Origin of the sequence: Neptuniibacter sp. QD37_6 (genome assembly GCF_047778085.1) — a bacterium.
Taxonomy (GTDB): domain Bacteria; phylum Pseudomonadota; class Gammaproteobacteria; order Pseudomonadales; family Balneatricaceae; genus Neptuniibacter.
Window position 1 is genome coordinate 108,144 of record NZ_CP180550.1, and the last position, 21,147, is coordinate 129,290.

Sequence of the window (21,147 nt, forward strand, 5' to 3'; positions counted from 1 at the left end):
TTAGATTTGGGCTAAATTCTTTTCAGCCCAAATCTGTTTTCCATCAAGCAATGTTTCCAGTGGCGTTCTGCCACAGCACATTTTCCCCTGATGAGTTCGTTCATTGTTGTAATAATCCAGCCATTCGTCCAGATCTTTTTGCAGTTCTTCCAGTGAAGCATAGAGCTTTTTACGGAACGTAACCTGATAAAACTCGTTCAATATCGTTTTATGGAAGCGCTCACAGATACCGTTAGTCTGTGGGTGTCTCGCTTTGGTTTTCGTGTGATCAATATCGTTGATGGCGAGATATAGCTGGTAATCGTGCTGCTCAACCTTGCCACAGTATTCCGTGCCTCGATCAGTCAGGATACGCAGCATAGGCAGCTCCTGAGCCTCAAAGAATGGTAATACACGATCATTCAATACATCGGCTGAGGTAATTGGGGTTTTCGTCGTGTAGAGCTTAGCGAACGCTACCTTGCTGTACGTATCAACAAAGGTTTGCTGATATATCCTGCCAACCCCTTTTAGATTACCCACGTAGAACGTGTCCTGAGAACCCAGATAGCCAGGATGATGCGTTTCTATTTCACCGCAGGCTTCGTCATCTTGTTTCTTCTTCTCAAGCGCAGCCACTTGGTCATCCGTCAGAATGATACCTTCACTCGCAACCTTTGCTTCCAGAGCCGAAAGGCGCTTTTTAAAGTTTTCTAAGTTATGACGTAGCCAGATGGAACGAACACCACTGCCCGATACAAACACGCCAGCTTTACGCAGTTCGTTACTGGTTCGGGCTTGGCCATGAGCGGGGAAAGCTATCGCGTGTTCAATGACAGCGTTCTCAATCTGCTCATCTACACGGTTTTTGACATTGGGCGTTCTGCGAGATCGGTTGATCAGTGAATCAACACCGCCTTCCTCAACAAGTTCCTGATAGCGATAAAACGTATCACGGGAGACACCCATTACTTTGCAGGCTTTTGAGACGTTTCCAAGTTCTTCCGCAAGGTTGAGTAAGCCTGCTTTGTGTTTAATGATGGGATTGCTAGTATGCAACATGAGAGTTACCTTTGTTTTGATTTAAGATTTCAGCACCTTTATCAAAACGGGTAACTCTCTCTTTCTCAAGAAGATATGTCAGATTAGGTCGAGACTAATTCAGGTTAGAACTATTGGTAATAGAGCACCAAGTCCTCTCTTGGGAGGGCTTCTTGTTATCCAAAGATATTTAAGTCGTAAAGTCTCAGCTACACTACCTCTGCTTTTCCCCTAGGTGTTCTGAATAAGGAAAGCCCCCTTCTGCATTCACCGAGAAGCCTCTTAGTAAGAGGCTGTAACCATATCTGCCAAATTATGTAGGGTACAATCGCGAAGCGTATTGCACCGTTAAGGCTTTCAAGATGTGTATTACACTCCGCTATTACACCCTACTTGCCGTCATCGTGAAATACATGGTTAGTAGTTCGACAGTTATTTGCCTTCATGGCAAATCTAACGCCCAGTCTTCGCTAATCAAACTGCTTCCAAACTCCTTTTCAGGCCACTGACTTGTTCTAATGAAACCATGTTTTGAGTAAAGTTTTCGTGCTTGCGTTAAAGCATCGCATGTCCAAAGCACGACAGTGCCATATTGTTTACTACGACAAAAATCTAGGCATTGTTCTATAAGTTGATTGCCAATACCAAGGCATCGAAACTTAGGTTCTACTAACAATGCTCTTAAGCGAGCAGTGCTGTCATTTTCTTTTACAGCAAATATGCAACCAGCAAACTCGCCGTCAACTTCAGCAACCCACCCCTGTTCATATTGAGGATCAAAGTTTTTTAAGAAGCTAGTAAGCACTTCCATAACCGCGAGTTCAAAGCTTTGCCCCCATCCATACTCTCGTGCGTAAAGATCTACATGACGTTTGATAATGTGCCCTAAATCTCCTAATCGAATAGGACGAATCAAACTATTTTTATTTCCACTTTTCTTTATCAAACGAGTTATGGTGTTCATTGCTTCGATCATCTGCTGCTGATCTTCGGGCGTAAACTCTTCAAGTTGATTACGAATGTCTACTTGTACCGATGTTTCCAATTCCGCATACGTTGATTCCCCCAAAGACGTTAGTGTGAGAATCTTTTGACGCTTGTCATTAGGGTTCGGTTGGCTCGTAACTAATCCTTCTTTTTTCAGGGTTGTTACTATTCGACTTACATACCCTTGATCCATGCATAGCGACTGGGCAAGCTGACTAGTCATTAGAGACCGATTACTGGCGACTTCAAATAGAACTCGAAGCTCTGGCAGGGTAAAACCGCTATCTAAAAAGCGCTCATTTAGAATTCCCATTTCACGAGTGTAGACTCGGTTAAATTCCCTGACGTTATTAATTGCTTTCAAAGTTACACTAAAAGTCATAAAAGCCTCCTCTAATAGCATGAGGTTACCATGTTAATATATGACTCTGTCAAGTATTTGCTTTCTTGATAAGCAGAAGGTGTCTGGGCTATTGAGTCGTAGATGCAGATATTCACGTTTGGCACAAAGCAGAAGTCACTCCCCTACCAATATCTTTTCCTCTAGGTGCAGGCGTCCTGCTCTTAAACTCCTAATAAGGAAAAGCACCCGTCTGCTTCTTGGATGAACTTGTCTATGTGTAGGTTGCAATAGCGAAGTGAATTGCACTGCCAAGCTATCTAAATGCTAGCAAGTGGTATTAGGATGCTGCTTCGCCTTCGAGGACGCTAACGCTAGAGGAAAAGATCTAAAAATATGTAGGGGCAATTGCGAAGCGTATTGCACCGTTAAGGCTTTTAAGTTGTGTAATACGCTCAGCTATTACACCCTACTTGCTAGTATTTCGTTTCAACAATTAAGGGCATGTGATCGCTGACAGAAATCCAGTCGTTCCGTTTTCCTACAGTTAGCTTACTTATGGCTTTTAGGTCTTCGGATAAAAATACATAGTCTATGTGATAAGGCTTATCTTCTTTGCGGTGTAGATAAAAAGTCGGGGAGGTTTCTTTTCCTTGATCTTCCGAAAATTGCTCGTGATATAAACTGGTGATACCAATTTCACGTAATTCATCTATTACATCACTGTGATTCCACCATCGATCTGGTTGGTCCCATCTTGTGTTGCTGTTGAAATCACCGACAATCATCGTAGGTGATAGAGATAACTCTAAACGATGTATTTGCAGGTATTTCCAAAATTGGCCCATGTACCCGAAATTATTTGAATTTGCCGCTTTCGTCCATACTGCTAAGAGGTTCAATTCATCATTTATTCTACAAGGAAAAAACAGTTCTAACTCTTCAGTTTTCCAGCTCAAAGAAGCGTGCCTACTGACAAGGCCATCAATTCGAAATTCTCCGCTCCATTCTAACTTTCTTACTGTATTTCCATTCTTTGCGAATATCCCTATACCTTTATTTTTAGACCTTCCAAACCAAAGATATTCCCCTGCCCAAGCTTTATATTTTGCGGTTGATTCATCAGGGTTTTCACACTCTTGAACAACCGCGATATCAGGTTTTAGTGTGTCAATTACATCAGTCTTTTTGCGGAGGGCCCCATTACAATTCCATGTCACGATTTTCATCAATGTAAGAGTCCATAATATTAGTTGGGCAATTAAGCATAGTAATAGATTGATTGGTAAGTGTCTTCTTCATGCATAAAGCTCAGACTCCTGCCACGTCCTAATCCTTTTCTCTAGGCGCAGCCGATCTCTAGCGAAGCGCTCTGCTCTTACTGACTCTTATAAGGAAAAGCCCCGGTCCGCATCTTTCTATACTGACTTGGCGATAATCCCATCAATTTCTTAAAAATACGGGAGAAGTAGTAGGCATCGTCATAACCCACGGCAAAAGAGATCTCGTTGATGCTGTTGGTGGTGGTATCGAGAAGGTGACAAGCGCGCTCTATCTTGAGCTGGATAAAGTGGTTGATAGGGGTGGTGCCGGTGATTTCTTTGTATTTTTTTACAAAGTGAAATTTCGATAGGTTGACGCTTTCGGCCAGCGTATCCAGATCCAGTTGCTCGTGAACGTGGGTCTGCATCAGGCTGTGAACGCGTTCTATATCCAAGCCTGCTCTTGATAGTTTTTGACGTGCTAAGGGCTGTAGCAGGGCGATATGGCTGAGTATCTGCCGAAGCTGGTTTGCTGCGCAGATATAGGCATTGAGGTTGTAGGTGGACTCGCGGGCTTCTAGAAGCGCTTCAAAATCGCTGGCAAGGCGCGAGTGGATACCGATGGGGATAATAAATTGCCTTTGCGGGGACTCGCGCTGCTCTAAATGCGCAACAAAATCAGCGGCTTGATGGCCATGAAAGTGGACCCAATAGATCGTCCAGGGGCGCTTTTGTCGCGCTTTATAGGTGTGGGCTATTCCTTTAGGAATCAGCAATATATCACCGGCTTTGACTCTAACCTTCTTATCATTAAGTACTGCTTCACCTTCGCCGTCCAAACAATAGATCATTAGATAATCGTCATGTTCCATCCTTTCCATGTGATGCCCGCTGGCTTCGCGATAGTAGCCCATCCCTAGAGGATACAGGCCCTGGCTTAGCGGATTCTGCGCTAATTCAGCTACCACGCGCCTTGGGGTGACAAAGCGAATGCTTTCAGGGGGTAAGGGCCAATTTGATGGGCTGCTCATAGTTACGACCTATGTATTAGGGTAATTACTTATATGATCGCAATATAGTCCATCAATTGGACAAGATTATCAATCTTGAATTGCTAAGCTGCATGATAAAACAGAGTTATTGAGTTTGAACGCGACGTAAAACAATACAACTACAACAAGAAATACAGGTATCAGAGAATGACACAGCAAGTACCTTTACTTATCAACGGCGAATTTATTAAGAGTGAATCACAGACCCTGCTTCCAGTAACTAACCCTGCTACGCAGGAAGTGATTGCACAGGTTCCTTGCGCAACGGCTGCAGAAGTTGATCAAGCAGTAGAAGCTGCCAAAGCTGCGTTTGAAGATTGGAAAGATACTCCTGTAGGTGAGCGTGCTCGTCTAATGCTTCGTTACCAGCACCTGCTAAAAGAGAACCACGATGAGCTAGCTACACTTCTTGCTCAGGAAACAGGTAAAACATTTGAAGATGCGAAAGGTGACGTTTGGCGTGGTATCGAAGTTGTAGAACACGCTTGTAACATCGCTTCTCTATCTATGGGTGAAACGGTTGAGAACGTAGCGCGTAAGATCGATTGCTACAGCATCACTCAGCCACTAGGTGTATGTGTTGGTGTTACACCATTCAACTTCCCAGCAATGATCCCTCTATGGATGTTCCCAATGGCGATCGCTTGCGGTAACACCTTCGTTCTTAAGCCATCTGAGCAGGATCCACTAACGCCAATGCGCTTGGCTGAGCTGTTCAAAGAAGCAGGCGCGCCAGACGGTCTTCTACAAGTTGTTCACGGTACAAAAGATGCGGTAAACCAGCTCCTGACTCACAAAGATACGCCAGCAATCTCTTTCGTAGGCTCTGTGGCTGTAGGTGAGCACATCTACCGTACAGGTACTGACAAAATGAAACGTGTTCAGGCATTCGCTGGTGCGAAGAACCACATGGTGGTTATGCCGGATGCGTCTAAAAACCAGGTTGTTAACAGCATTGCTGGTGCCTCTGTTGGTGCAGCAGGTCAGCGCTGTATGGCGATCTCTGTTGCGGTATTCGTTGGTGAAGCACGTGAGTGGATCCCAGAAGTACGTGATGCCCTAGCCAAAGTACAGCCAGGTGCGTGGGATGATCCAAAAGCAGGTTACGGCCCACTAATTAATCCACAGGCGCGTGAGCGTGTTCTTAACTTCATCCAAGAAGGTAAAGACGCCGGTGCAGAATGTATTCTCGATGGTAGCGAATGCGTAGTTGATGGTTACCCAGACGGTAACTGGGTTGGCCCAACAATGTTCCGCGGTGTAACGCGCGACATGTCTATCTACCAAGAAGAGATCTTCGGCCCTGTTCTAATCGCACTTGAAGTAGACACGTTGGAAGAAGCGATCGAGCTGATCAACGAGAACCCATACGGTAACGGTACTTCCATGTTCACCTCTTCTGGTGCAGCAGCACGTAAGTACCAGCACGAGATCAAAGTAGGTCAGGTTGGTATCAACGTACCTGTACCAGTGCCTCTACCAATGTTCTCTTTCACGGGCTGGAGAAAATCTTTCTACGGTGACCAGCACGCTTACGGTAAGCAAGCGGTTAAGTTCTACACCGAGACTAAGACTGTTACAGCACGTTGGTTTGAAGATGATATTGATACTGGCGTAAACACAACGATCCAGTTGAAGTAATCAGTTGTTACGAACAGAACAATAACGAGAAAGAGGCACGGTTGCGTGACCTCTTTCCACCTAAGGAGAGAGCAATGGATTTCGAGCTGAATGAAGATCAGATTGCATTCGCCGATATGGCCCGTGCCTTTGCGCAAAATGAGTTTGAGCCCCATGCAGCTGAGTGGGATGAAAAACAGATTTTTCCAGTTGATGTGCTGCGTCGAGCAGGTGAGATGGGCTTTTGTGGCCTGTATTCACCGGAAGATGTCGGTGGTCTAGGCCTGAGCCGCTTAGATGCCAGCATTATCTTTGAGCAGTTGGCGATGGGTTGTACCTCGACCACTGCGTTTATCACGATTCACAACATGGCCGCGTGGATGATTGCCGATTTTGGTAATCAGGAAACCCGCGAGCACTGGTGCCCAGATCTAACTGCCGGTCTGAAATTAGCGTCCTACTGCTTAACCGAACCAAATGCCGGTTCTGATGCAGCTTCCCTTAAATCTACGGCACGTCGTGAGGGTGATAACTACATCCTAAATGGCAGCAAGATCTTTATCTCCGGTGCCGGTAGTACAGATGTACTTGTTGTAATGGCACGTACCGGTGAAGAGGGACCAAAAGGGATCTCCGCTTTTGCGGTGGATGCTAAGAGCGATGGCATCGTTTACGGCCGTAAAGAAGAAAAAATGGGCTGGAACAGCCAGCCGACACGAATGATTACGTTTGAAGACGTGGTAGTACCGGCATCTGCTCTACTGGGCAATGAAGGTGACGGCTTCAAAATTGCGATGAAAGGCCTTGATGGTGGCCGTATCAATATCGCGACTTGCTCGATTGGTACCGCACAAGCGGCGCTGAACAAAGCGCGCGACTATCTGCATGAGCGTAAACAGTTTGGTAAAGAGCTAGCGCACTTCCAAGCGTTGCAGTTCAAGTTGGCAGATATGGCGACCGAGCTAGTCGCAGCAAGACAGCTAGTGCGTTTGGCAGCATCGAAACTGGATGCAGGCCATGCCGATAAAACGGCGTACTGCGCGATGGCAAAACGTTTTGCCACAGATGTTGGTTTTAACATTGCTGACGAAGCACTACAGATCTTTGGCGGCAACGGATATATCAAAGAGTACCCATTGGAGCGCTACCTACGTGATAACCGCGTACACCGTATCCTTGAAGGTACTAACGAAATTATGCGCGTCATTATTGCTCGTCGAGTATTGATGGAAGATGCAGCGGATCTTGTGTGATCCGGTAGGACAGAATTGGAGAAAGCTATGACAGATAAATTGATTGTAGAAAAACACGGTCATACCGCCGTTATCACCATGAATAATCCTCCGGCCAACACTTGGACCGAAGAGAGTTTGTCCGGTTTAGTCACGATTGTTGACGAGCTAAACCAAGACAAACAGATCTACGCTTTGGTATTGCGTTCTACTAGCGAGAAGTTCTTCTCTGCCGGTGCCGATCTAAACCTGTTTGCCGATGGTGATCGTGCTATGGCTCGTGAGATGGCGAGTCAGTTTGGTCGTGCTTTTGAAAGCTTATCTAAATTCCGCGGTGTATCTATCGCAGCGATCAACGGCTTTGCTATGGGCGGCGGTTTAGAAGTCGCGCTAGCCTGCGATATTCGCGTTGCCGAAGAGCAAGCGCAGATGGCACTACCAGAAGCGACTGTTGGTCTACTGCCATGTGCTGGCGGTACGCAGAACCTAACCATGCTGGTGGGCGAAGGTTGGGCTAAGCGCATGATCCTTTGTGGCGAGCGTATTAAAGCGCCACAAGCTAAAGGTATCGGTTTAGTTGAAGAGCTAGTGCCACAAGGTCAGGCGTACGACAAAGCGATGGAGTTGGCAAAAGCGGTAGAAAAACAAAGCCCAACGGCGATCGCGGCTTGTAAGCAACTGATTCAGAACAACCGCACTCATCACTGGGATGCCGGTTACCGTCTAGAACGCGAACTGTTTGTTGATCTATTCCACACCGAAGATCAGAAAGAGGGTGTGAACGCATTCCTAGATAAGCGTGCACCTGAGTGGAAAAACCAATAAGGGACTGATTGATGAGCTGCGTACTGTTTAACGAATACCCAACCCAAGATGGCAAGAAGATTGTTGAGATCAGTCTGAATGCCGAGCGCTCTTTGAATGCGCTGACCTTGGAGATGATCGACCTGATCCAGCCAAAACTGGATGAGTGCAAAACAGACGATTCTGTCGTAGCGATCCTGCTGGATAGCGCCGGTGAGAAAGCGTTTTGTGCCGGTGGTGATGTCGTCAATCTTTACAAGGCGATGACCGGTGAGGGCGATGCTTCCTTCCCAGAAGATTTCTTCACCCGGGAGTACACGCTGGATTACACCATCCATACTTATCCAAAACCAATTATCTGTTGGGGTGCGGGTATTGTGATGGGCGGCGGCATGGGTCTGATGAACGGCTGTAGCCACCGTATCGTGACTGAAAGCTCCCATTTGGCGATGCCAGAAGTGACGATCGGCCTTTACCCAGATGTAGGTGGTAGCTGGTTCTTGAATCACATGCCGGGTCGTACAGGTTTGTTCCTGGGTCTGACGGGTAACCCAATGTTTGCTGCTGATGCACTATTCCTTGGTTTGGCTGATCGCTTTGTCGCGAATGAACTACGCCAGAACATGGTTGAAGGGCTACAAGCAGAAAACTGGGATGGCTGTGCAACAGCTGCCGTTAACCGTGTGTTACGGGTTGTAGAAGAGCAGTCGCAACCGCAGTTTAAGTCGGGGTCCCCGATTCAACAGCATTACGACTTTATCCGGAAGATTACCGATCACGACAGTGTTGAAGAGATTGTCTCTGCACTGTTGGCGGTTGAAAGCGACGACAAGTGGATCAACCGCTCCCAGAAAGCGATCGGTCATGGCAGTCCTCTTGCGATCAACCTGATCAAACAGCAACTAGAACGCACCGATCAGATGTCCCTGAAAGAGGTGTTCTGTGCTGAGTTAGTACTCTCTGTTCAGTGTTGCAGTCATCGTGAATTCCCAGAAGGCGTGCGCGCGCTGCTTGTGGATAAAGATGGCAAGCCGCAGTGGACCTATCCAACGCTGGCAGAGGTCGATCAGGCAAAAGTAGCTGAGTTTTTTGAGTCACCTTGGAAAGGCGACGGACAGGAGAACCCGCTCGCCAATTTGTAAGGCGTGGGCAATGAAGATGGGATGCAGCGTTAAGCATCCAGATAAAACAACGATGTATAACAATAAATAGGGCTAGAGAAATGGCGACTATCGGTTTTATAGGTTTAGGTAACATGGGTGGTCCAATGGCGATCAACCTTGTTAAAGCAGGTCACTCAGTTAAAGCATTCGACCTGTCTCAAGATGCAATTGCCAAAGTAGTGGCTGAAGGTGGCCAAGCTGCTGCGACAGCCGTAGATGCAGCAACCGATGCTGAGTTTGTTATCACTATGCTACCAGCAGGTAAGCATGTAGAAGGTTTGATGGTGTCTGGTGATGCGCCACTGTTTGATGTGGTTGCTGACGGTGCACTGATTATCGATTCATCTACGATCGATGCCGAAACAGCTAAGCAGGTTGCAGCAGTAGGTGCAGAGCGTGGTATCAACTTTATCGACGCGCCGGTATCTGGCGGTGTAGGTGGTGCAGTAGCAGGCACGCTAGCATTCATGGTGGGCGCATCTGACGAGCAGTTCGCTAAAGCAAAACCTGTGCTTGAGTGCATGGGTAAAAACATCTTCCACGCTGGTAGCAACGGCGCAGGTCAGGTCGCTAAAGCGTGTAACAACATGCTGCTCGCGATCCTAATGACAGGTACATCTGAAGCCCTAAACATGGGTGTGAAGAATGGCCTAGATCCAGCAGTGCTTTCTGAAATTATGAAGCAGAGCTCCGGTAACAACTGGTCACTACAGGTGTACAACCCGTTCCCAGGTGTGATGGAAGGCGTACCATCTTCTAACGATTATCAGGGTGGTTTCCAAGTCGATCTAATGTTCAAAGATTTAGGTCTGGCGATGGAGCTAAGCCAACAAAGTGCGTCCCCAACTCCAATGGGTTCGCAGGCGCGTGCACTGTTCAATCTGCACAAAGCCAACGGTAACGGCGGGCTGGATTTCTCCAGCGTTCTTCGTCTTTACCAAGACCAGTAAAAAACTTATCCACAGATAAGCGAAACCTGCCAGTTGATGCGTGCTGGCAGGACTTTCCAACCTAAAACAAAAATAATTGAGGTTGATTCGATGGGATACAATCATGAGTATCAGTTGGCTTTGGCGAACACCGAAGCTTACTGGGCGGATCAGGCTGACCGTATTTCTTGGTTCAAAAAGCCGACAAAGACCCTTACAAAAACAGATTTTGGTACCTACAGCTGGTACGCCGATGGTGAGCTAAACAGCGCTTATTTAGCACTGGATTACCATGTCGAAAATGGCCGTGGAGAGCAGGTTGCACTGTATTACGATTCGCCTGCTGCCGGTAAAAAAGAGGCCATTACTTACAACCAGCTTCTCGATCGTGTTGCCCGTTTTGCCGGAGCCCTAAAAGCTCAAGGCATCGAGAAAGGCGATACGGTACTTATCTATATGCCGATGATTCCTGAAGCTGCCGTGGCTATGTTGGCCTGCGCTCGCTTAGGTGCGATTCACTCGGTGGTCTTCGGTGGCTTTGCCCCTGCAGAGATGGCGATTCGTATCGATGACGCCAATCCGAAGATGATCCTTACTGCGTCTTGCGGTATCGAGTTTGATAAAACCATTGCCTATAAACCGCTGGTGGATAAAGCGATCGATCTGGCAAGCCACAAACCAGAGCACACTATTGTGTTCCAGCGTGCGATGGTTAAAGCCGACATGGACCGTGATGGCGATCTGGACTGGATCGAAGTTCAGGAAGGTGTCGAGCCTGCTCCATGCACACCGGTTAAAGGTTCTGACCCGCTGTATATCCTTTACACATCAGGTACTACGGGGCAGCCAAAAGGGATTGTGCGTGATAACGGCGGTCATGCGGTGGCGCTGAGTTATGCCCTGAATAACGTTTACGGCATGCACCCAGGTGATGTTTGGTGGGGCGCGTCCGATATCGGTTGGGTTGTGGGTCACTCCTTCATCGTTTACGGCCCACTGATGGGTGGTTGTAGCGCGATCTTCTTTGAAGGTAAGCCGATCAAAACGCCAGATGCAGGTACGTTCTGGCGTGTAATCGAAGAGTACAAAGTTAACTCTATGTTCTGTGCGCCAACTGCTTTCCGTGCGATTCGTAAAGAAGATCCAGAAGGTGCACTCTCGCACAAATACGATCTAAACAGCCTTAAATGGGTGTTGGTTGCCGGTGAAAAACTGGATTCTTCAACCTACCACTGGTTGTCTGATTTGTTGAAAGTGCCGGTGATCGATCACTGGTGGCAGACCGAAACCGGTTGGCCGATGACGGCTCCGATGATGGGGTGGGACAATCCATCTGAAGCGCGATTAGGCTCTACCAATAAGCCTATTCCAGGCTACGACATCCGTGTATTGGATGGCGATGGTAACGAAGTTGAAGACGGCGAAGCGGGCAACATCTGCGTGAAACTGCCGATGCCACCGGGCGTTGCTTGGAGCATCTGGAACAACAACGATCGTTACGTTAGCTCTTACCTAGAAGCCTTCCCGGGTTACTACCACACCGGCGATGGCGGCTTTAAAGATGACGACGGTTATATCTACATCACTGGTCGTACCGACGATGTGATCAACGTATCCGGCCACCGTTTATCCACAGGTGAAATGGAAGAGGTTGTTTCCGCTCACCCTGCAGTAGCCGAGTGCGCTGTGATTGGCGTAAACGACGAACTTAAAGGCCAACTGCCAGTAGGTTTGATCGTACTAAAAGCCGGTGAACAGATCGAAGAAGAGCAACTACAAACGGAGCTGGTAAAAATGGTCCGTGAACAAGTAGGTGCCCTTGCTTGCTTTAGAAGCGCAATCGTCGTGCAACGACTGCCTAAAACACGATCAGGCAAAATCCTGCGCGCGATACTGCGAAAGATTGCAGCTAAAGAGCAGTATAAAATGCCCTCAACCATCGATGACGCCTCAATTCTTCCTGAGATAGAAGCATTAATCGAAGCGCGAGGCGCCATTTAACCCCCAAGAAAAATTACCCAAAGGTAGAGCTTCTTCCACTAGGAGCTCTCACCTATTTTTCAAATTCTGCTCTCTTACCGGCCATGTACTTAGCGCATGTGCCGGTTTTTTTGTTTAGGGGGAGGACGCCGCTGCGCAGCTAGAGGTTTGTTTCGAATAAAGGAAAGCATGTAAGAGGTTTCTGCTTTCTTCTATATGCTGACATTAGGAATAAGCTTTTACACGATGGCTATTCTGAGATCGATCTTTATTACATCTCTTGGGTAGTAGATCGTCACATCATTTCGCCGTGTTACATTTGTGGGCTATCTAGCATCTCTAGTTTTTTTATCACTTCTCGGAAAGAATCGTAGTCTTCGTCAGATGCTGGATTTAAACCTGTCAGCACTGCTGATTTAAGAACAGCTTGCCCTTTGGGTGATTTGTCTAAGTTTAATAAAATTGATTTTACTTTTTCTTTTATTTCAGGCTTCAAGTTATCGTTTATAGCCCATGGTAGGTGTGAGTAATCCTTACTTGAAGCGATCACTTTGAACTTGCTGATATCAATGTGATTTTTTACAGCGGGAAGAGCTAATACTCTGTTCCCAGCAGCTGAAGCATCCACAATGCCAGTATAGTTATTAAAAATAGTGTTAAGAGGGTTTCTTACTATTTGCTCAATGTAGTCAGTTCCTCTTTTAAGGCCCGCTTCATGAAGCATTAGTGTCGGAATGACATAGCTGATCATTGCTTGCTTACTGCCACCGAAGCCTACTTTTTTACCTCTTAGGTCTTCAAGCTTATTAATATCCGAATCCTTTCGGGCAAATAATGAAGCTCTAATGGTCTTGTGCCCAAATTCTTCATTTTGGGCGATAACTTTATACCCCAGTTTCTCGTTCAGTTTTATATAGTCATATTGATTCAGGTGGACTAGGTCAAACTCGTTACGATAAAGAGATTGGGAAAAAATAGAGTAATTTTTGCTCGTAACAAGTTTTACAGGGTGGTTTAACTGTGATTCCAGATACTTGGCTAGCGGGGTGAAGTTTTTAACTGTATCTGCAGGGCTTCGTCTTGGAAAAACCCCGATAACCAAATGTTCTCTAGTGCCCTCTATATGTTGTGAACTTTCAGCAAATGCCACCGATTCCATTAGGGAAGAAAAAACGAAACAAATAAGGAAAGCAAAACGTTTCACATAAACCTCATATACTGTCTGGGCGAGTGTTGTGAGAGTATAGCGTACAGTGCAGAGTAAAGTGGAACTTGGATTCCGGCTCTGTCTCTTAAATGAAAGAATTCTTATTTACATTTTTCCCGTTCTAATCTGATTCTTTACGCATCTTACAATTTGTTAGGGTTTACCCTAATAAAAATCTCGTAATATCTCCTGAAACAGGCTATAAATGAGGTTATAAAAACAACAGAAGTAGATGGTATTACCTATATTTAATCAGGTAAGACCATATTTTTGGAGATTCGGGTATGCAGGTTAAAAACAGTGTTTTTGTTATCACCGGTGGTGGTCGTGGTTTAGGGCGCGCAATGGCGGAGAACCTAGCGAAGCAGGGTGGTAAGTTGGCACTGATCGATTTGGATCAAGGCAATTTGGACGAAGCGGTAGCTGCATGTTCTGAATTTGGCGGAGAATCGCGCGGTTATGTGTGCAATATCACTGATGAGTCCGCGGTTGAGCAAACCTTTAAGCAGATCGTTGCTGACTTTGGCGAGATTAATGGCTTGGTCAATAACGCAGGTCTGATGCGTGACGGCATGCTGATCAAAGTGAAGGATGGTGAGCTTCAAGCGAAGATGAGCCTTGAGCAGTTCCAGTCGGTGGTTGAGGTTAATATGACCGGTACCTTTCTCTGTGGTCGAGAAGCAGCGGCTGCGATGGCAACTCAAGGGACAGGTGGTGTTATTGTAAATATCTCCTCGGTGTCCCGTGCCGGTAATATGGGCCAGACTAACTATTCCGCAACCAAAGCTGCTGTCGCAACGATGGTAACGAGTTGGGCGGGTGAACTAGCACGCCATAAGATCCGTGTTGGTGGTATCGCGCCGGGTGTGATTGCTACAGAAATGACGGCTCAAATGAAACCTGAAGCGATTGAACGTATGGTTGCGGCTGTACCTGTACGCCGCTTAGGTGAAGTGGAAGAGATGGCGCATACACTTCAGTACATTATTGAGAACGAGTTCTTTACTGGTCGTATTGTTGAGATGGACGGCGGTCTACGTATCTAATCCGTCGGAGTGATGAGGCTTAAATTAGCTTCATCACTCGTCTTCGATCAGTTCACTTTCGCCGGCGTTTTTAAAACTTAAGGTAAAGCTAAAGCTACTACCTTCATCAGGCGTACTGTCGATTTCTAGTTCTCCACCCATCAACTCGATTAATTGCTTGCTGATAGATAGGTTCAGTCCGTGTCCGGTCTGTGTGCTAAAGGCAGGTGCGCTATCGTTACCGGTGATGTTAAACAGGGTTTTTATCTTGTCTTCATCCATGCCTAGGCCGGTATCACGAATAGAAAACTCAAATTGTGACAGTGCGTTGCTGCTAGCTTGTTGCGAAACGCTCAAGATCACGGAGCCTTGGGTGGTAAATTTCAGGGCGTTATCGAGGAAAATATTCAAAATCTGCAACAGGCGCTTGGAATCACCAAACAGGGATGTGTTGATCACTTTTGTTTTCAGTTTGAGCTGTAAACCTTTACCTTGGGCTGCGGGTTTGTTGTGGTCGATCGCTTCGCTGACCAGTGATTCAAGGTTAAATCGAATCGGGTTTAGGTGTGCTTTGCCGGATTCTATTTCGGAGTAATCGACAAGGTTTTCGATCACTTTGAGTAGGTTTTCAGCTGAGTGATGAATCACGCTAAGCACTGCTACAGGATCTTGGATCTGGCTGTTCTGAGCGTTCTGCTCGGTTAGGGTGATGATCGCATTTAACGGTGTATGGATTTCATGACTGATGTTCGACAGGAATTGCGACTTAGATTGACTGATCTGAGCCAGTTCTTGCGCCTTAATCGCAATTTCGTGATTTGATCTCTGCAGGTCTGATGTTCTTTCTCTAACAGCCGTCTCCAAGTTGGAGCGGATGCTGATATCTTCTAGCGAAATAATCAGAGAGGGGATCAGCGTACTGATAAATTGTTGCTCTTCGATGCTGATACTGACGGGGGTTTTTGACAGTATTTCGATGGAGCCTACGAGCTCTTTACCGTGTCGAAGTGGGATGTTGATCAGATTACCTTGCAGTTTTTCCTCGGAATGCGAGGTCTTGCTATGTATCTGAGCATCCCGAACCAAGATCTCAATTTTTCCATCCTGGCGGTACGATTCCTCAATTATTGGCGTGTCTGACGCGTCTAAGTTAGGAATGCGGTTGGTATTTTGATGGTAGTAAGAGATATACAACGCCGATGAAGATAAACAGGGAATCGCTTCAGAGATCACATTAGATACCGCAGAGAAAGAGTCCTGTTTCTCTTTGCTCTCTTTCATTTCCGTTACGCTGCGGAGCAGCAAAAGTGCTAGCTTGTGAGATCTATCGAGGTTTTTGTTTAGCTCGTTAAGTTGGTCTGAGGATTCCGCTAAACGGGTAGTCATGGCGTTGATACTTTGCTCGAGCACCTTCAACTCATCATGACGTTTTCTTGGAATGGTGATGTCAGATTTGCTGAGCTTATCAAAAGTTAAATTCTGCAAGGCACTACTAAGATGCTCAATGGGACGTATCAGCGTAGGACGCACGATATAGAGGAAAATAGCCCACAATGCGGTTGTTTTGATGATGGCATTAATAATGATTAGCGCGAAGCCCGCTTGTACCTTGGTAAGTACAACGTCGGAGCTGGAGTAAAATACCGCTCGACCTACAGCAGCCTCTTCATTCTCCTTGGTGTAAACAATGGAGAACTCATGTTCCAATAATTGAGTGGGTAAAATTCCGTCAGACTGTTCAGCCAAATTGTCGGGGGTTAAACCTTCCGTAGAGATAAGCGAGTCGCCTAGATCATAAATCTGTAAGCCAACGATCGAAGGGAGTTTCACTATACCCGGTGTAATCGTTTTGGTACGTTCCAGATCTAAATCCCAAAGGGAATCGGCCAGCGGTTCTTCAAATGAACTTTGGTAAAGCCGCAGATCCTGCATCACCGAAGATTTTACATTGAAGTATTCGGTTGCCATGTGAGCCAGCGTCACAATGGCGGCGATAATGATGTAGATCGAAAAAACCAGCTTGATCAGATTGAAGCCGATTGAATCCTTGATTGGTATGGCGTTATCACCCTTCATCATTGATCCTTTTATTGTTCAATCTGACAGTGAGGAGGAATCCATTCGGACCAGACCATCTGGTTGTCGGCCATCCATTTATCAGCCGCTGCTTCGTAACTCAGACCATCAACATCAACCATAGAGGCTAACTCGGCAATCATGGCGTTGCTGAAGTTGATGTTTTGTAAGGTTTCATAAGCGCAAGGCCAAGTTTCGGGCATACCTTTCCAAGCGACTTTTTTAAGCCAACCTTTTTTCGGGTTGCCGCAATCGTGCAGGAAGCGCGGGTTGGTTCCCCAACCGGGTTTAGTTTCGCAGTCGGGATGATAGTCTGGAAATTCAATAAAGCGGCCTGGGTATTTGGCTTCCACCCAGTTGGGAGTCCAGTTAAACAAAACGATAGGGCGCTGTTCGATAGCAGCGCGTTTTAGCTCGACCCAAAGGTCATCACCTTGCTCAACGGTAATCGCTTTAAAATCCATGCCGAGTGCGCGGATGCGGGCGGCATCAGGTTTCTCCCATGGTCCGCCTAGATACATCCCTTGAGGGGCTGTGCGTGGATCAACAAAAAGATTGGAGCATTTTTTTAGCGCCTGCCAATCCGGTAGGCCCGGACATAATTCTTCGACATACAGCGGATACCACCACTCTTCTCGGGTGATAGCATCATGGGTGCCGGCATCCACTATAGCTCCTGCATCGATCATACGCTGGAACATCTTGGACATAGTGCCTTCCCAGACTTCGACCTGTATGTGGCTCAAGCCTAGTTTGAGTGAGCCCCACTGGGCATTACTGGTTTTGTTTACGTAACCGACGTTATAGCCCATCGATTGCAGTACCTGACCCGTAACTCGAGCCAGCACTAACTGGCTGGTCCAGTCGTTCAGTAAAACTTGAATAGGTTTGTCTGATTCCGGCACAGCAGGCTGGTTAGCTGATGTCAGGGGCGCAAAGATAAGTATCAAAAGCGCAGCAATCCATTTATGGCAACGCAGGGTCATAAAATCTTTCTCTGGCTTTGTGTACGAAATTTAAACAGCAGTAATGATCAGGCAGGTTTAACCTAGCGGGCTAACCTCTTGTAAATGTAGCAGTATTTCCAGAAGACGCCAGCTTACAGCCAGCGTCGAACTTGCTGAGTGTAGGTCTTGTAGCTATCACCAAATAGTACGGTGAGCGCTTGTTCTTCGGGTTGGATCTGAAACCTGTTCATATACAGGATAAAGCCAACCGAGCAGAGCAATGAGGCGGGGTGTGCAAGATAGGCTCCCCAGCTTAAAAGTAGACACATCAAACCTACATACATAGGGTTGCGCGTGTATTGGTAAATACCTGTAGTGACGAGTGCAGAGCTTGCCTCTGGGGTGGTCGGATTCACGGTCGTTTGGGCTTTACGAAATGAAAAAACACCGGCTAAACCAAACACTAAACCGATCAGGATAATGGCAACTGCAATGGGAATGCGAAGTTCAGATTGTATCGATAGGAAAGGCAGTAATTTGGCGCAAAGCCACATCAAGCCTGCAAAGATTAATACCAGTGCGACAGGTGGAATTTTCAGTTCTAGCTTAAGCATGCGGCTTCTCAGGTTGTGAAATCCTAGGTCCAGTATCACCTAATATAACCAATCCGGGAATTACTTTGAGCTAAAAAAATCCGGAGCTTCGATGGATGAAGCCCCAGATTTCCACAACTTTACGAGAATGTTGAGAGGTCACATGTTTGGATAGTTTGGTCCACCCATGCCCTCTGGCGTAACCCATCTGATATTTTGTGCCGGATCTTTAATATCGCAGGTCTTGCAGTGTAAGCAGTTCTGCGAGTTGATCTGGAAACGCTGACCACCATTTTCTTCGTCATCCACCACTTCATATACCCCTGCAGGGCAGTAACGTTGCGCTGGTTCTGCAAAGGTTAACAAGTTTGTCCCTAGTGGAATGCTGCTATCCATTAATTGCAGATGGCATGGTTGGTCTTCCTCGTGGTTGGTATTGGAGAGGAATACCGAGGAGAGTTTGTCGAAGCTCAGTTTGCCATCAGGTTTAGGGTATTCGATTGGCGTAAAGTTACTCGCCGGTTGTAACTGAGCGTGGTCTTCGTGGTCATCATGCAGGGTAATAGGCAACTTTCCGGCGAAGATATTCTGATCTACATAGTTGAATGCACCGCCCATGATGGCACCAAACTTATGCATCGCAGGACCAAAGTTACGGGAACGGAACAGCTCATCGTATAGCCAAGATTGCTCGAATAGATCCTGATAACGCTCAAGATCTGTACCGCCAGAACAACCAGAGGCTACCGCTTCAAAAATCGCTTCAGCACCGAGCATGCCAGATTTCATCGCCGTGTGTGTGCCTTTGATCTTACTGAAGTTCAATGTACCGGCATTACAGCCAACCAATAAACCACCTGGGAAGTTCATTTTAGGCAGAGAGTTAAAGCCGCCTTTAGTGATGGCACGGGCACCATAAGATACGCGTGTACCGCCGTCTAAATGTTTCTTTAGTACTGGATGATGTTTAAGACGCTGGAACTCATCAAACGGACTGATATGTGGGTTGGCATAGTTAAGATCTACGATTAAGCCGGCAACTACTTGGTTGTTATCCGTGTGATAAAGGAAGAAACCACCACAGGTATCTTTATCTAGGGGCCAGCCAGAACCATGAACGACCAAGCCCGGTTGGTGCTGATCTGCAGGGATATCCCATAGCTCTTTGATACCAATACCGTAGTGTTGCGCATCCGTTTCTTGGTTTAGATCGAACTTATTGATCAGCTCTTTGCCCAAGTGACCACGGCAACCTTCCGAAAAGACGGTGTATTTAGCGTGTAGCTCCATACCCGGCATGTAGCTGTCTTTCTGCTCGCCTGTTTCAGTTAGGCCCATATCACCTGTGGCAATACCGCGTACGCTGCCATCGGCATTGTAAAGAATCTCAGAAGCTGCGAAGCCCGGGAAAATTTCTACGCCTAGTTCTTCAGCGCGTTCGGCTAACCAACGGCAGACATTACCTAAACTAACAATGTAGTTGCCTTGGTTGTGCATCGTTTTTGGCACAAAGGCATTAGGGATTTTGCTACCGTTGTCGCCATCTTTAAGCAGGTAAACCTCATCTTCCGTAACTGCCGTCGTTAGCGGAGCGTCTTGCTCTTTCCAATTAGGGAATAGCTCATCTAGGGCACGGGTTTCCATGATGGCACCCGACAGAATATGGGCGCCTACTTCAGAGCCCTTTTCGACTACGCATACGGTTAGCTCTTGTTCTTTATCCTGTGCTAATTGCATCAAACTGCAAGCAGTTGATAAGCCTGCAGGGCCTGCACCTACGATGACTACATCAAATTCCATCGACTCTCTTGTCATGTCGATCTCCCCTCATAGTTGGTTGAGGAATCTGCGTTATTCTGCCGCTCTCTAGTGATTCCACTTAGTTATGTGAGACTGCTCTATAAAAGAGGACTCGTTTATAGAGGAGTATTATATAGGTGTTTTCCCTAATAAATAAATAGCCTGATTATTAGCCTATAGGAGGGTTTTATAAATTTTAGGGGTGTTTGCTTATTATTTTTAAATGAGTATGATTAGGGAAAACACTTATTATGCTTGAGGCGAATTGCCTACGTCGCCGAAATGAGCGCATATTTAGAGATAAGCAAAACAGAGAGTGTGAAGCGCTCTTACAACTAAAACTAAAAGGTCTTTGCTGATGAAGGTACTTGTAACCGTTAAACGTGTTATCGACTACAACGTCAAAGTACGTGTTAAGTCGGACAATACAGATGTTGATTTGGCCAACGTGAAAATGGCTTTGAATCCATTTTGTGAAATTGCTGTCGAAGAAGCCGTGCGCTTAAAAGAAGCGGGTACAGCTTCAGAAATTGTTGTGGTGTCTATTGGCCCTAAAGCTTGTCAGGAGCAGATCCGTACGGCGCTAGCCCTCGGTGCCGACCGCGGTATCCAGATCGAAACTGAATATATGCCTGAGTCACTAAATGTGGCGAAGTTGCTGGCGAAAGTGATCAATGAAGAGCAACCTGGCCTTGTGATTATGGGTAAACAGGCGATCGATTCCGATAACAACCAGACCGGCCAGATGTTGGCTGCGCTAACCGATATGCCGCAAGGTACCTTCGCCTCTGAAGTTAAGATCGAGGGTGACAAGGTTAACGTGACCCGTGAAGTTGATGGCGGTTTGCAGACGGTTGCGCTGAACATGCCAGCAATTGTGACTACTGATTTACGCTTGAATGAGCCTCGTTATGCTTCTCTGCCAAATATCATGAAGGCTAAACGTAAGCCTTTAGATGTTAAAACGCCTGCAGATCTAGATGTTGAGCTGAAAGCACATACTAAGTTGTTAAAAGTGACGCCGCCTGCCGAACGTCAGGCCGGTATCAAAGTCTCCAGTGTTGATGAGCTGGTGGAAAAACTTAAAAACGAAGCGAAAGTACTTTAAGG

At 46.6% G+C, this 21,147-nt stretch carries 17 protein-coding genes; 8 read left to right on the plus strand and 9 right to left on the minus strand.

Annotated features, from left to right (window positions below):
* The 4 genes from ACMXYO_RS00485 to ACMXYO_RS00500 form a co-directional block, all read right to left on the minus strand.
* Complete coding sequence (locus ACMXYO_RS00485; RefSeq protein ID WP_415884719.1) at positions 1-1,041, minus strand: IS481 family transposase; 1,041 nt, start codon at positions 1,039-1,041, stop codon at positions 1-3.
* Positions 1,042-1,462: 421 nt separating this feature from the next.
* Positions 1,463-2,389 (minus strand): bifunctional helix-turn-helix transcriptional regulator/GNAT family N-acetyltransferase, encoded by a 927-nt coding sequence (locus ACMXYO_RS00490; RefSeq protein ID WP_415886471.1) that lies wholly within the window; start codon positions 2,387-2,389, stop codon positions 1,463-1,465.
* 434 nt (positions 2,390-2,823) lie between these two features.
* Positions 2,824-3,576 carry an endonuclease/exonuclease/phosphatase family protein gene (locus ACMXYO_RS00495; protein ID WP_415886472.1) on the minus strand — a complete coding sequence of 251 codons (753 nt, stop codon included), beginning with the start codon at positions 3,574-3,576 and terminating at the stop codon, positions 2,824-2,826.
* Positions 3,577-3,725: 149 nt separating this feature from the next.
* A complete protein-coding gene (locus tag ACMXYO_RS00500; protein ID WP_415886473.1) occupies positions 3,726-4,640 on the minus strand; it encodes an AraC family transcriptional regulator in 915 nt (304 codons plus the stop codon).
* A 168-nt stretch (positions 4,641-4,808) separates the two neighbouring features.
* Between ACMXYO_RS00500 and ACMXYO_RS00505 the strand changes: the two genes are divergently transcribed.
* The 6 genes from ACMXYO_RS00505 (at position 4,809) to ACMXYO_RS00530 (ending at position 12,410) form a co-directional block, all read left to right on the plus strand.
* Positions 4,809-6,302 carry a CoA-acylating methylmalonate-semialdehyde dehydrogenase gene (locus ACMXYO_RS00505; protein WP_415886474.1) on the plus strand — a complete coding sequence of 498 codons (1,494 nt, stop codon included), beginning with the start codon at positions 4,809-4,811 and terminating at the stop codon, positions 6,300-6,302.
* 74 nt (positions 6,303-6,376) lie between these two features.
* Positions 6,377-7,534 (plus strand): acyl-CoA dehydrogenase family protein, encoded by a 1,158-nt coding sequence (locus ACMXYO_RS00510; protein WP_415886475.1) that lies wholly within the window; start codon positions 6,377-6,379, stop codon positions 7,532-7,534.
* Between the two features lie 27 nt (positions 7,535-7,561).
* Positions 7,562-8,338, plus strand: a complete 777-nt coding sequence (locus ACMXYO_RS00515) for an enoyl-CoA hydratase (RefSeq protein WP_415886476.1) — start codon at positions 7,562-7,564, stop codon at positions 8,336-8,338.
* Between the two features lie 11 nt (positions 8,339-8,349).
* Positions 8,350-9,459, plus strand: coding sequence for an enoyl-CoA hydratase/isomerase family protein (locus ACMXYO_RS00520; protein WP_415886477.1), 1,110 nt, complete (start codon positions 8,350-8,352; stop codon positions 9,457-9,459).
* An 80-nt stretch (positions 9,460-9,539) separates the two neighbouring features.
* Complete coding sequence (mmsB, locus tag ACMXYO_RS00525) at positions 9,540-10,430, plus strand: 3-hydroxyisobutyrate dehydrogenase (RefSeq protein WP_415883055.1); 891 nt, start codon at positions 9,540-9,542, stop codon at positions 10,428-10,430.
* Positions 10,431-10,520: 90 nt separating this feature from the next.
* Positions 10,521-12,410 (plus strand): AMP-binding protein, encoded by a 1,890-nt coding sequence (locus ACMXYO_RS00530; RefSeq protein ID WP_415886478.1) that lies wholly within the window; start codon positions 10,521-10,523, stop codon positions 12,408-12,410.
* A 292-nt stretch (positions 12,411-12,702) separates the two neighbouring features.
* On the opposite strand, the gene ACMXYO_RS00535 is transcribed toward ACMXYO_RS00530, so the two are convergent.
* Positions 12,703-13,593, minus strand: a complete 891-nt coding sequence (locus ACMXYO_RS00535) for a phosphate/phosphite/phosphonate ABC transporter substrate-binding protein (RefSeq protein ID WP_415886479.1) — start codon at positions 13,591-13,593, stop codon at positions 12,703-12,705.
* Positions 13,594-13,880: 287 nt separating this feature from the next.
* On the opposite strand from ACMXYO_RS00535, the gene ACMXYO_RS00540 reads away from it, so the two are divergent.
* Positions 13,881-14,642 (plus strand): SDR family oxidoreductase, encoded by a 762-nt coding sequence (locus ACMXYO_RS00540; RefSeq protein WP_415883064.1) that lies wholly within the window; start codon positions 13,881-13,883, stop codon positions 14,640-14,642.
* 33 nt (positions 14,643-14,675) lie between these two features.
* On the opposite strand, the gene ACMXYO_RS00545 is transcribed toward ACMXYO_RS00540, so the two are convergent.
* The 4 genes from ACMXYO_RS00545 to ACMXYO_RS00560 form a co-directional block, all read right to left on the minus strand.
* Entirely contained in the window at positions 14,676-16,697 is a 2,022-nt protein-coding gene (locus tag ACMXYO_RS00545; RefSeq protein ID WP_415886480.1) for an ATP-binding protein, read from the minus strand.
* Positions 16,698-16,708: 11 nt separating this feature from the next.
* On the minus strand, positions 16,709-17,683 hold the full coding sequence (locus ACMXYO_RS00550; protein WP_415886481.1) for an ABC transporter substrate-binding protein: 975 nt from the start codon (positions 17,681-17,683) through the stop codon (positions 16,709-16,711).
* 113 nt (positions 17,684-17,796) lie between these two features.
* Positions 17,797-18,258, minus strand: coding sequence for a methyltransferase family protein (locus ACMXYO_RS00555; RefSeq protein ID WP_415886482.1), 462 nt, complete (start codon positions 18,256-18,258; stop codon positions 17,797-17,799).
* A 138-nt stretch (positions 18,259-18,396) separates the two neighbouring features.
* The gene (locus tag ACMXYO_RS00560) at positions 18,397-20,052 is read right to left on the minus strand and encodes an electron transfer flavoprotein-ubiquinone oxidoreductase (protein WP_415886483.1); all 1,656 of its coding nucleotides are present in this window, start codon (positions 20,050-20,052) and stop codon (positions 18,397-18,399) included.
* Positions 20,053-20,395: 343 nt separating this feature from the next.
* Between ACMXYO_RS00560 and ACMXYO_RS00565 the strand changes: the two genes are divergently transcribed.
* Positions 20,396-21,145, plus strand: a complete 750-nt coding sequence (locus ACMXYO_RS00565) for an electron transfer flavoprotein subunit beta/FixA family protein (RefSeq protein ID WP_415886485.1) — start codon at positions 20,396-20,398, stop codon at positions 21,143-21,145.
* Positions 21,146-21,147: the final 2 nt, after the last annotated feature.

Excerpts from the sequence above, each read along its gene's own strand:
- ACMXYO_RS00550 (WP_415886481.1), bottom strand. The coding sequence starts at position 17,683 with ATGACCCTGCGTTGCCATAAATGGATTGCTGCGCTTTTGATACTTATC.
- ACMXYO_RS00505 (WP_415886474.1), top strand. The coding sequence starts at position 4,809 with ATGACACAGCAAGTACCTTTACTTATCAACGGCGAATTTATTAAGAGT.
- ACMXYO_RS00545 (WP_415886480.1), bottom strand. The coding sequence starts at position 16,697 with ATGAAGGGTGATAACGCCATACCAATCAAGGATTCAATCGGCTTCAAT.
- ACMXYO_RS00560 (WP_415886483.1), bottom strand. The coding sequence starts at position 20,052 with ATGACAAGAGAGTCGATGGAATTTGATGTAGTCATCGTAGGTGCAGGC.
- mmsB (WP_415883055.1), top strand. The coding sequence starts at position 9,540 with ATGGCGACTATCGGTTTTATAGGTTTAGGTAACATGGGTGGTCCAATG.
- ACMXYO_RS00515 (WP_415886476.1), top strand. The coding sequence starts at position 7,562 with ATGACAGATAAATTGATTGTAGAAAAACACGGTCATACCGCCGTTATC.
- ACMXYO_RS00540 (WP_415883064.1), top strand. The coding sequence starts at position 13,881 with ATGCAGGTTAAAAACAGTGTTTTTGTTATCACCGGTGGTGGTCGTGGT.
- ACMXYO_RS00500 (WP_415886473.1), bottom strand. The coding sequence starts at position 4,640 with ATGAGCAGCCCATCAAATTGGCCCTTACCCCCTGAAAGCATTCGCTTT.
- ACMXYO_RS00555 (WP_415886482.1), bottom strand. The coding sequence starts at position 18,258 with ATGCTTAAGCTAGAACTGAAAATTCCACCTGTCGCACTGGTATTAATC.
- ACMXYO_RS00490 (WP_415886471.1), bottom strand. The coding sequence starts at position 2,389 with ATGACTTTTAGTGTAACTTTGAAAGCAATTAATAACGTCAGGGAATTT.
- ACMXYO_RS00485 (WP_415884719.1), bottom strand. The coding sequence starts at position 1,041 with ATGTTGCATACTAGCAATCCCATCATTAAACACAAAGCAGGCTTACTC.
- ACMXYO_RS00510 (WP_415886475.1), top strand. The coding sequence starts at position 6,377 with ATGGATTTCGAGCTGAATGAAGATCAGATTGCATTCGCCGATATGGCC.
- ACMXYO_RS00530 (WP_415886478.1), top strand. The coding sequence starts at position 10,521 with ATGGGATACAATCATGAGTATCAGTTGGCTTTGGCGAACACCGAAGCT.
- ACMXYO_RS00520 (WP_415886477.1), top strand. The coding sequence starts at position 8,350 with ATGAGCTGCGTACTGTTTAACGAATACCCAACCCAAGATGGCAAGAAG.
- ACMXYO_RS00565 (WP_415886485.1), top strand. The coding sequence starts at position 20,396 with ATGAAGGTACTTGTAACCGTTAAACGTGTTATCGACTACAACGTCAAA.
- ACMXYO_RS00495 (WP_415886472.1), bottom strand. The coding sequence starts at position 3,576 with ATGAAAATCGTGACATGGAATTGTAATGGGGCCCTCCGCAAAAAGACT.